This window comes from Streptomyces sp. NPDC050617, from assembly GCF_040654795.1.
Lineage (GTDB): Bacteria > Actinomycetota > Actinomycetes > Streptomycetales > Streptomycetaceae > Streptomyces.
The window spans coordinates 15,607-29,704 of sequence record NZ_JBFAIS010000032.1 but is presented as its reverse complement, the minus strand read 5'-3'; the positions used below and the strand labels follow the sequence as shown (position 1 = coordinate 29,704).

13 protein-coding genes are annotated in these 14,098 nt (G+C 72.1%); 7 read left to right on the top strand and 6 right to left on the bottom strand.

Features of this window, described 5'->3' with window-relative positions; all coding sequences use genetic code 11:
* Nucleotide 1: 1 nt before the first annotated feature.
* Entirely contained in the window at nucleotides 2–793 is a 792-nt protein-coding gene (locus AB0I49_RS32175) for an alpha/beta fold hydrolase (RefSeq protein ID WP_363230683.1), read from the bottom strand.
* Nucleotides 794–906: 113 nt separating this feature from the next.
* Here AB0I49_RS32175 and AB0I49_RS32170 point away from each other — a divergent pair, with 113 nt between their 5' ends.
* From AB0I49_RS32170 to AB0I49_RS32155, 4 genes are all read left to right on the top strand, one after another.
* Nucleotides 907–1,671 (top strand): lysophospholipid acyltransferase family protein, encoded by a 765-nt coding sequence (locus AB0I49_RS32170; RefSeq protein WP_363230682.1) that lies wholly within the window; start codon nucleotides 907–909, stop codon nucleotides 1,669–1,671.
* 24 nt (nucleotides 1,672–1,695) lie between these two features.
* Nucleotides 1,696–2,970, top strand: a complete 1,275-nt coding sequence (locus AB0I49_RS32165; protein ID WP_363230681.1) for a DUF5931 domain-containing protein — start codon at nucleotides 1,696–1,698, stop codon at nucleotides 2,968–2,970.
* A gap of 56 nt (nucleotides 2,971–3,026) precedes the next feature.
* Nucleotides 3,027–3,671 (top strand): response regulator transcription factor, encoded by a 645-nt coding sequence (locus AB0I49_RS32160; protein ID WP_363230742.1) that lies wholly within the window; start codon nucleotides 3,027–3,029, stop codon nucleotides 3,669–3,671.
* Between the two features lie 245 nt (nucleotides 3,672–3,916).
* Nucleotides 3,917–4,945, top strand: coding sequence for a 6-phosphofructokinase (locus tag AB0I49_RS32155; protein WP_363230680.1), 1,029 nt, complete (start codon nucleotides 3,917–3,919; stop codon nucleotides 4,943–4,945).
* 106 nt (nucleotides 4,946–5,051) lie between these two features.
* Here AB0I49_RS32155 and AB0I49_RS32150 read toward each other — a convergent pair whose 3' ends face one another.
* Entirely contained in the window at nucleotides 5,052–6,971 is a 1,920-nt protein-coding gene (locus AB0I49_RS32150) for an anthranilate synthase family protein (RefSeq protein ID WP_363230679.1), read from the bottom strand.
* Nucleotides 6,972–7,211: 240 nt separating this feature from the next.
* On the bottom strand, nucleotides 7,212–7,751 hold the full coding sequence (locus tag AB0I49_RS32145; protein WP_363230678.1) for a hypothetical protein: 540 nt from the start codon (nucleotides 7,749–7,751) through the stop codon (nucleotides 7,212–7,214).
* Nucleotides 7,752–8,031: 280 nt separating this feature from the next.
* Here AB0I49_RS32145 and AB0I49_RS32140 point away from each other — a divergent pair, with 280 nt between their 5' ends.
* A complete protein-coding gene (locus AB0I49_RS32140; protein ID WP_363230677.1) occupies nucleotides 8,032–9,381 on the top strand; it encodes a class II 3-deoxy-7-phosphoheptulonate synthase in 1,350 nt (449 codons plus the stop codon).
* Between the two features lie 114 nt (nucleotides 9,382–9,495).
* Nucleotides 9,496–9,768, top strand: a complete 273-nt coding sequence (locus AB0I49_RS32135; RefSeq protein ID WP_363230741.1) for a (2Fe-2S)-binding protein — start codon at nucleotides 9,496–9,498, stop codon at nucleotides 9,766–9,768.
* A gap of 58 nt (nucleotides 9,769–9,826) precedes the next feature.
* On the opposite strand, the gene bfr is transcribed toward AB0I49_RS32135, so the two are convergent.
* The gene (gene bfr / locus AB0I49_RS32130; protein ID WP_363230676.1) at nucleotides 9,827–10,306 is read right to left on the bottom strand and encodes a bacterioferritin; all 480 of its coding nucleotides are present in this window, start codon (nucleotides 10,304–10,306) and stop codon (nucleotides 9,827–9,829) included.
* Nucleotides 10,307–10,459: 153 nt separating this feature from the next.
* Between bfr and AB0I49_RS32125 the strand changes: the two genes are divergently transcribed.
* A complete protein-coding gene (locus AB0I49_RS32125) occupies nucleotides 10,460–11,083 on the top strand; it encodes a sulfite oxidase-like oxidoreductase (RefSeq protein WP_363230675.1) in 624 nt (207 codons plus the stop codon).
* Here the strand turns inward: AB0I49_RS32125 and AB0I49_RS32120 are convergent.
* Nucleotides 11,080–11,970, bottom strand: coding sequence for a deoxyribonuclease IV (locus tag AB0I49_RS32120; protein ID WP_363230674.1), 891 nt, complete (start codon nucleotides 11,968–11,970; stop codon nucleotides 11,080–11,082). The two genes, AB0I49_RS32125 and AB0I49_RS32120, sit on opposite strands and share 4 nt — an antisense overlap.
* A 5-nt stretch (nucleotides 11,971–11,975) precedes the next feature.
* Nucleotides 11,976–13,919 carry a Stk1 family PASTA domain-containing Ser/Thr kinase gene (gene pknB / locus AB0I49_RS32115; RefSeq protein ID WP_363230673.1) on the bottom strand — a complete coding sequence of 648 codons (1,944 nt, stop codon included), beginning with the start codon at nucleotides 13,917–13,919 and terminating at the stop codon, nucleotides 11,976–11,978.
* Nucleotides 13,920–14,098 lie beyond the last annotated feature (179 nt).

Here is a 14,098-nt window from a genome sequence, read left to right as displayed (position 1 = left end):
CTCAGCCACTGGCAGCCGTCCCCTCCTTGCCGGCGTCCTCGGCGGCGCTCGGAGCGAGCCGGCCGATGAACGCGTACGTCTCCTCGAAGACGAACTCCGCGTCGTAGTCGAGCGTCGCCACGTGGTAGCTGCGCTCCAGCAGCCGCTCCGTCACGTCCCGCGACGAGACCCGGCCCAGGATGCGCGCCGAGTCGACCGGCGGCACCACATGGTCCTCGGGGCTGTGCAGCAGCAGCAACGGCTGCGTGACCTGCGGCAGTTGGGCGTCGACCACCTGGAAGAGGCGGCGCAGCGAGTGCGCGGCGTGCAGCGGCACCCGGCCGTAGCCGATCTCCGGGCAGCCCGGCTTGGCGATGTCGCTGGCGATGCCCTTGGCCGTACGCACCAGATGGCGCGTCACGGGCAGCGTCCGGGCGGCCGGCCCGTGCATCTTGTTGCCGGGGTTGACCAGGACGAGGCCGCTGACGCCGTCGCCGTGCTCGGCGGCCAGCCGCAGCGCCAGCGTGCCGCCCATCGACAGCCCGCACACGAAGACCTTCGCGCACCGCTCGCGCAGCGCCCGCAGCTCCCGGTCCACCTCCGCGTACCAGTCCTGCCAGCCGGTGACCTGCATGTCCTGCCAGCGCGTGCCATGGCCGGGCAGCAGCGGCAGGGACACCGTGAGGCCCCGCCGCGCGAGGGACTCGGCCCAGGGCCGTACGGACTGAGGGGAGCCGGTGAAGCCGTGACACACGAGGACGCCTACCTCTCCGCCTTCGTGGCGGAACGGCTCGGCTCCGGGGAGGAGCGGCACCGATGTCTCCGATCGGTAAATGGGGGCGGGAGGGTCTGCACCTCAGCGTACGCGGAGCGCCGCACGGCGGGTAGGCAGGTAAGGTCTCCTCGTCGCATACAGGAGGTCCTCGGTTGTTCTACGGCGCTATGAAGCTGTCCATCGGCGGGTCGTTGAAGGTCGCCTTCCGGCCGTGGGTGGAGGGCCTGGAGAACATCCCCGACGAAGGCCCCGCGATTCTCGCCAGCAATCACCTGTCGTTCTCCGACTCCTTCTTCCTTCCGGCCGTACTCCACCGAAAGGTCACCTTCATCGCGAAGGCGGAGTACTTCACCTCCCCGGGAGTCAAGGGAAAGCTGACCGCCGCCTTCTTCAAGGGCGTGGGACAGCTCCCGGTCGACCGCTCGGGCGGGCGCGGGGCGGGGGACGCGGCGATCAAAAGCGGCCTGGAGGTGCTGGAGCGCGGCGAGCTGTTCGGCATCTATCCGGAGGGCACCCGGTCCCCGGACGGGCGGCTCTACCGCGGCAAGCCGGGCGGCCTGGCCCGCGTGGCGCTGGCCAGCGGGGCGCCCGTCATTCCCGTCGCGATGATCGACACCGAGAAGATCCAGCCGCCGGGCAAGGTGATGCCCAAACTGATGCGGCCGGGCATCAGGATCGGCGAACCCCTCGACTTCAGCCGCTATCACGGCATGGAAAGCGACCGCTTCATTCTGCGCTCGGTGACCGACGAGGTCATGTACGAGATCATGAAGCTCGGCGGCCAGGAATACGTGGACATCTACGCGACGGCGGCCAAGCGGCAGATCGCCGAAGAGGCGAAGAAGGCCGCGGAGGAAGAGAAGGCCGCGAAGGCCAAGGGGGCCGAGGCCGCGAAGACACGCAAGCCCGGGGCGTAGCCGCTCCCGGCGAGGGGTGGGGCAATGGCACAGGACAGGCGGTGGCCGCGGACGAAGCCGGAGCGGACGAAACCGCCGCGCGTCATACGGATGTCGGTCGAGCTGCCGCTGTGGCGGGCGCTGACCGGCTACCGCATACTGACGCTCGGCTACGCGCTCGCGCTCTTCATCGTCAACTACCGCGACTTCGCGCACCCCTTGGGCGCCGCCTGCTACATGGCGGGCCTCACCGGCTGGATGGCCCTGACCTGGAGCCGGACGACGTCCCCGGAGCGCTGCACCAAGCGGTTCCTGGTCGGCGACCTCACCATCGCGCTGGGCGGCATCCTGCTCACCTCCGCCGTCGACTCCTGGGCCCGGATAGACGACGGGGCGCCCACCCTGCCCTCCATATGGGTGGCCGGCGCGGTCCTCGGCTTCGCGATCAAGGGCGGCTGGCGGTGGGCCGCCCTCGCCTCCACCCTGGTGGCGATCGCCAACCTCGTCGAGCGCGGCGGCATAGCCCGCGACACCGTCCACAACGTGCTGCTGGTCTGGGTCGCCTCCATCGCCATCGGCTACATCGTCGAGGTGGCCCGCGCCAGTGAGCGGACCCTCGCCCGCGCCCTCCAGATCGAGGCGGCGACCCGCGAGCGCGAGCGGCTGGCCCGCGACATCCACGACAGCGTCCTCCAGGTGCTGGCCATGGTGCAGCGGCGCGGCGCGGAGATCGGCGGCGAGGCGGCCGAGCTGGGCCGGATGGCGGGGGAGCAGGAGATCGCGCTGCGCTCCCTGGTCTCCAGCGGCATGGTGCCCGCCCAGCGCACGCCCGAGCAGGACGCCAAGGACGCCGAGCTGGTCCAGGCCGTACGGGCGTCGGGGAAGCTCGCGGCCGCGCCGGAGGGCGGCGACGGCGGGCCCTGCGACGTACGGGTGCTGCTGGCCGTGCACGCAGGGGCGCGGGTCTCCTTCGCGGAACCGGGTACGCCGGTGATGCTCGGGGCGGGTGCGGCGGTGGAGCTGGCGGCCGCTGTCAGTGCCGCGTTGGACAATGTCCGCCAGCACGCGGGTGAGGAGGCGCGGGCCTGGATTCTGCTGGAGGACGAGCCGCGAGAAGTGCTCGTGACCGTACGGGACGACGGGCCGGGCATCGCCGAGGGGCGGCTGGCGGACGCCGAGCGGGAGGGGCGGATGGGCGTCGCGCTGTCGATCCGCGGGCGGCTGCGGGACCTGGGCGGCAGCGCCGAACTGGTCTCCGTACCGGGGCAGGGCACGGAAGTCGAACTGAGAGTTCCGCGGGGGAATGGAGGACGGCAGTGAGTGAGAGCGAGAGTGAGACGGTGGGCACGGCGGTGGACGAGCGGCCGCTGAAGGTGATGGTCGTCGACGACCACCCGATGTGGCGGGACGCGGTCGCCCGCGACCTGGCGGCGGCCGGGTTCGACATGGTCGCCACGGCCGGCGACGGGCCGCAGGCGGTGCGCCGGGCGCAGGCCGCCGCGCCCGATGTGCTGGTCCTGGACCTCAACCTGCCGGGGATGCCGGGGGTGCGGGTCTGCCGCGAGCTGGTCGGGGAGAACCCCGCGCTGCGGGTGCTGGTGCTCTCCGCGAGCGGCGAGCACGCCGACGTGCTGGAGGCGGTGAAGTCCGGCGCGACCGGCTATCTGCTGAAGTCGGCCAGCACGGAGGAGCTGGTGGACGCGGTGCGCCGGACGGCGGTCGGCGATCCGGTGTTCACGCCGGGCCTCGCCGGGCTGGTCCTCGGCGAGTACCGGCGGCTGGCCAGCGACCCGGCGCCGGCCGCGCCCGACGAGCCGAAGGCCCCGCAGCTGACCGACCGGGAGACGGAGGTGCTGCGGCTGGTGGCCAAGGGGCTCTCGTACAAGCAGATCGCCGAGCGGCTCGTCATCTCGCACCGGACGGTGCAGAACCACGTGCAGAACACCCTGGGGAAGCTGCAGCTGCACAACCGGGTGGAGCTGGTGAGGTACGCGATAGAGCGCGGCCTCGACGACGCGTAGCGCCGCGCGCCGGGTCCGGGTTCCGTTCCGCGGGACGTACGACCGGCCGCGGCCGGTTGCGGCTCTCCGCGCCCCTGATGGACTGACATAGCCCGCGCAGGTGTCGCGCGTCCGCTCGTACGGGTGAAGGCTTTGGGTCAACTCGCCGCCGTGGGCGGGGAATTCGCCGATCGCACCATCCCTTGTGGCCTGGATCACCATTAGCGTGACCGGGGTCGGGTCCCTGTGCGAGAAGGAGAGATTCCATGCGGGTCGGAGTGCTGACCGGTGGCGGCGACTGCCCCGGACTCAACGCGGTCATCCGCGCGGTAGTCCGCAAGGGCGTCCAGGAGTACGGCTACGAGTTCACCGGCTTCAAGGACGGCTGGCGCGGGCCGCTCGAAGGCGCCACGGTGCCCCTCGACATCCCGGCCGTCCGCGGCATCCTGCCGCGCGGCGGCACGGTCCTGGGGTCGTCGCGGACCAACCCCCTCAAGGTGGAGAACGGCATCCGCCGGATCAAGGAGAACCTCGTCAAGGAAGAGGTCGACGCCCTCATCGCGATCGGCGGCGAGGACACGCTCGGCGTCGCCGCCCGGCTCTCGGGCGAGTACGGCGTCGCGTGCGTCGGCGTGCCCAAGACCATCGACAACGACCTCTCCGCGACGGACTACACCTTCGGCTTCGACACCGCCGTCAACATCGCCACCGAGGCCATCGACCGGCTGCACACCACCGCCGAGTCGCACATGCGGGTCCTGGTGGTGGAGGTGATGGGCCGGCACGCGGGCTGGATCGCCCTGCACTCCGGGCTCGCGGGCGGGGCCAACGTCATCCTCATCCCCGAGCAGCGCTTCGACGTCGACCAGGTCTGCTCCTGGGTCACCTCCCGGTTCAAGTCCAGCTACGCCCCGATCGTCGTCGTCGCCGAGGGCGCCATGCCGAAGGACGGCGACATGGTCCTCAAGGACCAGACGCAGGACTCCTTCGGCCATGTCCGGCTGTCGGGCGTGGGGGAGTGGCTGGCGAAGGAGGTCGAGCGGCGGACGGGCAAGGAGGCCCGTACGACCGTGCTCGGCCACGTCCAGCGCGGCGGTACGCCCAGCGCCTTCGACCGCTGGCTCGCCACGCGGTTCGGGCTGCACGCCATCGAGGCGGTGCGGGACGGGGCGTACGGCTCGATGGTCGCCCTGCGCGGCACGGACATCGTGCGCGTACCGCTCGCCGAGGCGACCGCGAAGATCAAGACGGTCGCCCCCGAGCTGTACGCCGAGGTCGGCGTGTTCTTCGGCTGAGAGCTTCTCCGGCCGACGGCCGCCCGCACCTCGCACCGGGGCCGTCGCGGCGGGGCGCCCGAACGCCCCGCCCGGCGGCCCCCGCCGCGCGCCGGCCGGGCGGTCGTCAGCCGACCGCCACCGCCGCCAGCACGTCCGCCACAATGGCCGCGCCGTTCAGGGTCAGTACCGACTCCGGGTGGAACTGGACGCCCGCGAAGCCCGTGCCGCGCAGGGCGTGGACGTCGCCGGTGGCGGTGTCGCGGCTCAATTCAACGCGGTGCATGGCCAGTTCCACTTCGGCGTGGTCGGTGCAGCGGGCGGTGAAGGTGTTGTAGAAGCCGACGGTCTCCGGGCGGCCGAAGAAGTCGATGCGCTCCTGGGCGCCCTGGTACGGCACGGCCTTGCGGGCGATCTCCAGGCCGAGTTCCGCGGCGATCAGCTCGTGGCCCAGGCAGACGCCGAGCAGCCCGTGGCGGTGCGCGCGCAGCAGTTCGGCGGTGAGGGAGCGCAGGAAGCGCATCTTCGGGTCGGCGGTGTCGGACGGGTCACCCGGCCCGGGGCCCAGCACCACCGGCCCCTCGTGCGTCAGCGCCGCCGCCCGTACGCCCGGCTCGTCGTAGCGACGCACCGTCACCTCCAGCCCCGCGGACCGCAGCAGATGCGCGAGCATCGCGGTGAAGGTGTCCTCGGCGTCGACGACCAGCGCGTGCCCGCGCAGCCCGCCCGTCAGCTCCGGCGTCTGCATCCGCAGCCAGAACGGCGCGAGGTCGCCGCGCCGGGCGTCCAGGGCGGCCCGTACCCGCGGATCGTCGGAGAGCCGGACCGCCGGCGCCGCCGTGTCGCGTACGGGCGCGGGCCGCACCCCGAGCGCGGCCAGCACCCCCGCGGCCTTGGCGTGCGTCTCGGCGACCTCGGCGCGCGGGTCGGAGCGGCGGACGAGCGTGGCGCCGACCGACACCTTGAGCGCGCCGTGCCCGTCGATGTCCGCGGTCCGGATCAGGATCGGCGAGTCCAGGGTCTGCGCGCCGCCCGCGTCCCGGCCGATGAGGGCCAGCGCCCCGGCGTAGTAGCCGCGCCCGTGGCGCTCGTGCCGCCCGATGACCCGGCAGGCGTTCTGCACGGGCGAGCCGGTGACGGTCGCCGCGAACATGGTCTCCCGCAGCACGTCCCGCACATCCCGCGAGGTCCGCCCCCGCAGCTCGTACTCGGTGTGCGCGAGGTGGGCCATCTCCTTGAGCCGCGGCCCGACCACGACGCCGCCCATGTCGCCGACGGTGCACATCATCTTCAGCTCCTCGTCGACGACCATCGACAGCTCCTCCACCTCCTTGCGGTCGTGCAGGAAGGCGAGCAGCCCGTCGGCGTCCGGGCCCTCGGAGGGGTAGCGGTAGGTGCCGCTGATCGGGTTCATCACGACGGTGCCGCCGGACATCCGCACATGCACCTCGGGGCTGGCGCCCACCAGCGTCCGCTCCGGGGTGTGCACGACGTACGTCCAGTACGCGCCGCGCTCGCCGGCCAGCAGCCGCCGGAAGAGGGCGAGGGCGTCGGCCGCGGAGAAGCCCTCGACGCGCCCGCCGAAGGTCCGCCGGATGACGAAGTTGGCGCCCTCGCCCGTACCGATCTCGTCCTCGACGACCCGCTCGACGATCCGCGCGTACGCGTCGTCGCTCACGTCGAAGCGCCCGTCCTCGACCCGCACCTCGTGCGCGGGCAGCGCGGCGAGGACGTCGGCGAGCGGCAGTGCGCGGGACTCGCGGGGGAGCAGCACCGACAGCGGCGTCCCGTCGTCGCGCACGTCGAAGCCGCGCTCGCGGATCTGCCGGAACGGCACCAGCGCGAGCGCGTCGTGCACCGGTCCGTCCGCGTCGGGCGCCCCGGCCGGCAGGGGGATGTCGGTCAGCCGCTCGGCCTCGACGACCGGTCCGAGGAGGAGTTCCACGGTGTCGTCGGCGCGGCCGGGGGTGCGGCGGTGCAGCAGGGCGAACGGCGGGCAGTCGGCGTCGAGCAGCCGGTCCACGAGAGCGGCGGTGTCGGGGTGCATGGCGGAGTTCCTTCTGTCTGAGGAGGAACGGCCGTGGAACGCACGGAAGGCCGCCCCTCGGGCGGCCTTCGCGAAGTCGGTGTACGCGCGATCAGTGGGCCGCCGAGTGAGCGGTCCACCACCAAGCCTGGTTCGAGTGCGTCTGCACCGTGTGCGCGAACATGCCAGGCACCTTACCGGACGGACCGGCCCGGAACGCGGTGTTCGGGGAAGCGGGCCGGTCCGTCCCTGCCGGGGCCGTCAGTTCCAGGGGTTGGCCGGCTGGTCGTCGATCGCCGTCCAGAACCGGGTGTTCTTCGGCAGATCGCCGTAGGCCCAGAAGGACCAGCCGCCCGAGTACTGGAGGTCGGGGCCGTAGCGGCCGTCGTGGAACTCGGCCATCCGCCAGCCCGCGCCGAAGGCCGCCGCGCACACGCTGTCGGCGGCGGCGCGGCTGTTGAGCCGGGAGCCCTTCACGGGCCGGCTCGCCGCGACGGTGCCCTGCGCCCAGCCCCCGTAGAAGTCCGGGGTCAGCCCGTCCGGCAGCGGGCTGCCGTCGACTCTCAGGCAGAGCACCGGCAGCAGCGCGGTGGCCGGGGTGTCGCCCTTGTACGGGTCGCTCTGCGTGCCGCCGGGGCCGCCGACCCGGACGCTGCCGTCGGGCCCGTCGGCCATCCGCGCCCAGGTCATCCCCGGGTGGGTGGCGGGCGGCGCGGCCTCGGCGGGCGCGGCGGCGAGCAGCAGCAGCGCGGCGGCGGCCGCGGCGGCGGTGATGGCGGTGGAGGTGCGGAAGATCTTCACGGGCACTCCCTCTGAAGACGGCGGCACACGGCGGCATACGACATGCGGTGGCATACGGCGGCCCCGGCCGTGGCCCGACCGGGGCGGGGAGAGACTGGCAGAAGCGGTCACCCCTTGGCCACAACTTCTTCACGGAACGGTCATAACCGGCCATGGTCCGAGCTACCCCGGACAGGGGCCCCGAAAGCGGAGGGCTCCGGGGCCGCGTACGGGCGTGTCCGCCGTCTCATCTTCCGGGCGCGGGGGTAACGCACCGCCCCGACCACGTAACCTGTGGCGGGTGACCGTGAACGCTGAAATCCACGCCGGTGGCAACACCTGGCGCTCCCTGCCCGCGGCGCAGCAGCCTGACTGGCCGGACCAAGAGGCTCTGCGCGATGTGATCGCGGAGCTCGAGTCCTATCCGCCGCTCGTCTTCGCGGGCGAGTGCGACCAGCTGCGCCAGCGCCTGGGAGCCGTCGCCCGTGGCGAGGCGTTCCTGCTCCAGGGCGGCGACTGCGCCGAGGCGTTCGACGCCGTCGGAGCCGACCAGATCCGCAACAAGCTCAAGACGCTGCTGCAGATGGGCGCCGTGCTGACCTACGCCGGCTCGGTGCCGGTGGTCAAGGTCGGCCGGATCGCCGGCCAGTACAGCAAGCCCCGCTCGAAGCCGACCGAGACCCGCGACGGGGTGACCCTGCCGACGTACCGCGGGGACTCCGTCAACGGCTTCGAGTTCACCGAGGCGGCCCGCATCCCGGACCCGCAGCGGCTCAAGCGGATGTACCACGCCTCCGCCGCCACGCTGAACCTCGTACGGGCCTTCACCACCGGCGGCTACGCGGACCTGCGCCAGGTGCACGCCTGGAACCAGGACTTCGTGAAGTCCTCGCCCTCCGGGCAGCGCTACGAGGCGCTCGCCCGCGAGATCGACCGGGCGATGAACTTCATGAACGCCTGCGGGGTGGACCCGGAGGAGTTCCGGACCGTCGAGTTCTACGCCTCGCACGAGGCGCTCGTCCTCGACTACGAGTCCGCGCTGACCCGCGTCGACTCGCGGACCGGCGACCTCTACGACGTCTCCGGCCACATGGTGTGGATCGGCGAGCGCACCCGCCAACTGGACGGCGCGCACCTGGAGTTCGCCTCCAAGATCCGCAACCCGATCGGCGTCAAGCTCGGCCCGACGACCACCCCGGAAGAGGCGCTGACGCTCATCGAGCGGCTCGACCCGGAGCGCGAGCCGGGCCGGCTCACCTTCATCACCCGGATGGGGGCGGACAAGGTCCGCGACCGGCTGCCGACCCTGGTGGAGAAGGTCACGGCGTCCGGCGCGCAGGTCGCGTGGATCTGCGACCCGATGCACGGCAACACCTTCGAGGCGGCCTCGGGCCACAAGACCCGCCGCTTCGACGACGTGCTGGACGAGGTCAAGGGCTTCTTCGAGGTCCACAAGGGGCTGGGCACCCACCCGGGCGGCATCCACGTCGAGCTGACCGGCGACGACGTCACGGAGTGCGTGGGCGGCGGCGACGAGATCTTCGTCGACGATCTGCACCAGCGCTACGAGACGGCCTGCGACCCGCGGCTCAACCGCAGCCAGTCGCTGGACCTGGCGTTCCTGGTCGCGGAGATGTACCGGGACCAGTAGGCATCCGGAATACGGACAGTGGGGCGCGGATCCTGTGATCCGCGCCCCACGGCGTTGTTAGCGGCCCACCGGACCGGGTAAGGTAAGGGTAACCTCACTTAATGATCTCGGGTGGTGAACCGCGTGTACGTCTGCTCCTGCTTCGGCATCACCGAGCAGCAGGTTCGCGACCACGCGGACACCGGGGCCTGCACGCCGCGCCAGATAGCGTCCGCCTGCAAGGCGGGCACGGACTGCGGCGGCTGCGTCAAGCGCATCCAGGCCCTGCTCGGCCGCGGCGCGTGCCCCCGCCGGGAGCTGCTCGAACAGCGCGAGCCCGCGGCGCTCACCGCCGAGCCCGCGGCGCATGCCTCCGAGCCGCCGCCGTACACTGCGGAAGCCGCCTGACCCCCGCGTCCGCCCGGGGCCCGGCCGCACCGCCGCCCCGGTCCGCCCTCCTTCGCCGTCAGCTGTCCGGCTGCTCGATGACCTGCGCGATGTAGAGGGCCTCGCCGAGCTTCTCGACCAGCTCCAGCTGTGTGTCGAGGTAGTCGATGTGGTGCTCCTCGTCGGCCAGGATCGACTCGAAGATATTGGCCGAGGTGATGTCGCCCTTGGCCCGCATGACCTCCACCCCGCGCCGCAGCCGGTCGATGGCCTCGACCTCCACCTGCCGGTCCGCCTGGAACATCTCGGTGACGGTCTGGCCGACCCGGACGTGGAAGAGCCGCTGGTAGTTGGGCAGCCCCTCCAGGAACAGGATCCGGTCGGTGAGGAGCTCCGCGTGCTTCATCTCGTCGAACGACTCGGCGCGGGTGTACTTCGCGAGCTTGGTCCAGCCGAAGTTCTCCTGCATCTTCGCGTGCAGGAAGTACTGGTTGATCGCGGTCAGCTCGGCGGTCAGCTGCTCGTTGAGGAATTCGATGACCTCGGGATCGCCCTGCATCGCCAAGGCTCCTTCCAAGCGGGGGACGGGCAAGTTGCGCGCATCCTTCCACCGCCCTCGCGGACCGTCCAGTAAGTGCACGCTTAGTACGAGTTGCCCCAATAGCGGATGCGCTGGTCATGACCACACCCGAAGGTCTGACACCATGGAGTCATGGGTCAGTCGCAAAGCCGTGAGGGAGACCACCTCCAGCTGCCCCCGGGGCAGCGGCTGCAGCGCGGCTGGCCGGTGACGCACTACGGGCCGGTCCCCAAGTTCCGGCCGGACCGCTGGGAGTTCCGCGTCTTCGGCGCCACGGCGGACGGCGACAAGCACTGCTGGACGCACGAGGAGTTCGCGGCGCTGCCGTACGCCACGGTCACCGCGGACCTGCACTGCGTCACGAAGTTCAGCATGCTCGGCTCCGAGTGGGGCGGCGTGCCCGCCACCTCGCTCATCGACCTCGCGCCGCCCGCGAGCGACGTCACCCATGTGATGGTCTGGGCCGAGTACGGCTTCAGCTCGAACCTGCGGCTGTCCGACCTGACCAGCGCGAAGACCATCTTCGCCACCCACAAGGACGGCGACCCGCTGACCGCCGAGCACGGTTTCCCGGCCCGGCTCGTGGTCCCGCACCTCTACGCGTGGAAGGGCCCCAAGTGGGTCCGCGGCATCGAGTACATGACCGCCGACCGCCGCGGCTTCTGGGAGGAGCGCGGCTACCACAACATCGGCGACCCCTGGCGCGAACAGCGCTACTCCTACCAGGAGGAACCGGGCGACGGCCCGGAGCTCTAGGCCCTCTCCAGGGCCTGGCCGTCCGCCGGGTCGCGCCCGTCGCGCAGCGCCTTCAGCCGCGCCACGTCGGCGGCGTGCCCCTCCTTGCCGCCCGGCGTCTCGATCGTCAGCGGCACGCCCTCCGTCGCCGGGTGCGCGAACAGCTCCCGGAACGGCTCGGCCCCGATATGGCCGGATCCGATGTTCTCGTGCCGGTCCTTGTGCGCGCCCACGACGTCCTTGGAGTCATTGGCGTGGATCAGCTTCAGCCGCCCCTCGCCCACGGTCGACACCAGCTCGTCGAGCGTCTGCCGCATCCCGCCGCGCCCGGCGAGATCGTGGCCCGCCGCGAAGACATGGCAGGTGTCCAGGCAGACGCCGAGCTTCGGATGGCGCTCCAGCGCGTCGAAGTACGGGCCCAGCTCCCACACCAGCGAGCAGAGCGAGGCCCCCTGCCCGGCCGTGCCCTCCAGCAGCAGCCACGGGTCGTCGTCGTGGGTGAGCTCGTCCAGCAGCGGCAGCAGCCGCTCGCGGACCTGGGCCAGCGCCTCGCTCCGGTGCCGGCCGCCCGTCGCCGCGCCCGTATGGACCACGACGCCGCGCGCCCCGATGTCCCGGCCCCGGCGCAGCGAGTGGCGCAGCGACTCCACGGACCGTTCGGCCGTCGCCTCGGTGTGCGAGCCGAAGTTGATCAGATACGGCGCGTGGACGTACACGGGCAGGGACCGCTCCGCGCAGCCCGCCCGGAACGCCTCGTCCTGCTTCGGGTCGCCCGGCGGCGTCGCCCAGCCGCGCGGGTTGGCGACGAAGACCTGCACGGCCTCCGCGCCTATCTCCGCGGCGTACGGCAGGCCGGTCTTCGCGAGTCCGCCGGCCACGGGGATGTGGCCGCCGACGGGGTTGCGCATGAGTCTCAGAGTCCCTTGAGCGTGATGGTGATCTTGCTGCCCTTGGGGGCTTCGTCGCCGCCGTCGACGGACTGCTTGTCCACGGTGTCCTTCGGGAAGAAGAACGGCTTCTTCACCTCGACCTCGAAGCCGAGGGCGGTCAGCTTCTCCTTGGCGACGTCGGTCTTGTCGCCGGTGACGTCCGGGACCTCGACCATCTCCTGGCCCTTGGAGACCGTGAGGGTCACGGTGTCGCCCTTCGCCGCCGGGCTGTCCTCGGCCGGGGACTGCCGGGCGACGTCGCCCTTGTCCTCCTCGGAGAAGACCTGCTCGTCGGCGATCTTCACCTTGAAACCCTTCTCGTTCAGCTCCTTGGTCGCGTCGTCGACCGAGTCGCCCGTCACCCCGGGCATGTCGATCTTCTTCCCCTTGCTGACGGTGAGCGCCACGGCCGTGTCGGGCCGGCGCTCGCTGCCCGGCCCCGGTTCGGTGGCGAGCACCGAGCCCTGGGCCGTCTCGTCGCTGAACTCCTGGCGGACCTTGCCGACCGTCAGCCCCGCGCCCGTGATCTGCTTCTTCGCCTGGTCGAGCGGGATGCCCGAGACATTGGGCACCTTGGTGCGCTCGGGGCCCCGCGAGACGGTCAGGGTCACCGTGCCGGTGTTGCGGATGCGCTTGCCCGGCGCGGGGTCCGTGCCGATGACATGGCCGCGCTCCACCACGTCGCTGAAGCCCTGTTCGGCCTTCGACTTGAGCCCGGCCTCGTCGAGCTTGTGCTCCGCCTGCGCCCGGGTGAGGTCCAGGACGGCCGGGACCGTGGAGAACTGTCCGGAATTGATGTACCAGACGCCCGTGCCCACCAGGATCACCAGCACCGCCCCGAGCAGCGCCAGCACCGAGCGGCGCGGCCCGCGCCGGCCGGACGCCGCCGTCGCGCCGGGAATCCCCGTGCCGGCCGGCGGGGAGGGCGGCCGCTCCAGCCGGGTGGTGCGGTCGTACGAGGCGTCGTCCGCCGCCCGCGCCGCCCGCGCCTCGATGGAGCGCGGGATCACGCTCGTACGGTCCTCGGAACCGTCGTGCTCGGCCGTCTGAGCCTGCGGCGGCACCGCGTCCAGCTGCGCGTCGCTCATCTCGGCGCGCGCCGCGCGGGCCAGGCCCAGCAGCTCCACCGCGTCCGCGGGCCGTGCCTCGGGGGCGCGGGCGGTGGCGGCCGCCACCAGATCGTCCAGCACGGCGGGCAGCCCCGGCACCGCCTCGGACGGCGGCGCGACGTCGTCGTGGAGGTGCTGGTAGAGGACCTGCGCCGGGGTGCCGCCGGTGTGCGGCTTGGCGCCGGTCAGCATCTCGTAGAGCACCACGCCGCAGGCGTACACGTCGGCCGGGGTGTCGGCGGTGCCGTGCTCGATCTGCTCGGGGGCGAGGTACGACACCGTGCCGAGCACGGACCCCGTCGAGGCGGTGGTGTTGTTGTCCACGGCCCGGACGAGCCCGAAGTCGGCGACCTTGACCCGGCCGTCGTCGCCGATCAGCACGTTCTCGGGCTTCATGTCGCGGTGCACGAAGGACGCCCGGTGGGCGGCGCCCAGCGCGGCGAGGATCGGCTCCAGGATGTCGAGGGCCGCGCGCGGCTGGAGCGCGCCGCGCTCGCGCAGCACGTCGCGCAGCGTGCACCCGGCCACGTACTCCATCGCGAGATAGACGTACGTGCCGTCGGTGCCCTGGTCGAAGACGCCCACCACATTGGGGTGCGCGAGCCTCGCGACCGACTTCGCCTCCCGGATGAACCGGTCGACGAAGGCGCCGTCCGCGGCGAGCGCCGGGTGCATCACCTTGAGCGCGAGCACGCGGTCGAGCCGCGTGTCGACGGCCCGGTAGACCGTGGCCATGCCACCGACGGCGATGCGCGCCTCGACTCGGTAGCGGCCGTCGAGCAGCTGCCCGACGAGAGGGTCCTGAAGGGTCGTATCCACGGCAGACGAGTCTACGAGCAGTCACCGACAGCTCCGACGCCGCGCGCCCGCCGCGGCCGTACTGAAGCGAAACTGAAGCCGAACGGCCAGCGGTCGGGCGCGTACGGACGCGGCGACGCGCCTGGTCGGACGCGGGGACGCGCCTGGTCCGACGTGGGGACGCGTCCGTTCCGGCCCGG

What these genes read in the sequence shown, in the direction of transcription:
- bfr (WP_363230676.1), bottom strand. Translation starts at nt 10,306, where the DNA reads ATGCAGGGCGATCCCGAGGTCATCGAATTCCTCAACGAGCAGCTGACC.
- AB0I49_RS32160 (WP_363230742.1), top strand. Translation starts at nt 3,027, where the DNA reads ATGGTCGTCGACGACCACCCGATGTGGCGGGACGCGGTCGCCCGCGAC.
- AB0I49_RS32125 (WP_363230675.1), top strand. Translation starts at nt 10,460, where the DNA reads ATGGGTCAGTCGCAAAGCCGTGAGGGAGACCACCTCCAGCTGCCCCCG.
- AB0I49_RS32150 (WP_363230679.1), bottom strand. Translation starts at nt 6,971, where the DNA reads ATGCACCCCGACACCGCCGCTCTCGTGGACCGGCTGCTCGACGCCGAC.
- AB0I49_RS32155 (WP_363230680.1), top strand. Translation starts at nt 3,917, where the DNA reads ATGCGGGTCGGAGTGCTGACCGGTGGCGGCGACTGCCCCGGACTCAAC.
- AB0I49_RS32165 (WP_363230681.1), top strand. Translation starts at nt 1,696, where the DNA reads ATGGCACAGGACAGGCGGTGGCCGCGGACGAAGCCGGAGCGGACGAAA.
- AB0I49_RS32120 (WP_363230674.1), bottom strand. Translation starts at nt 11,970, where the DNA reads ATGCGCAACCCCGTCGGCGGCCACATCCCCGTGGCCGGCGGACTCGCG.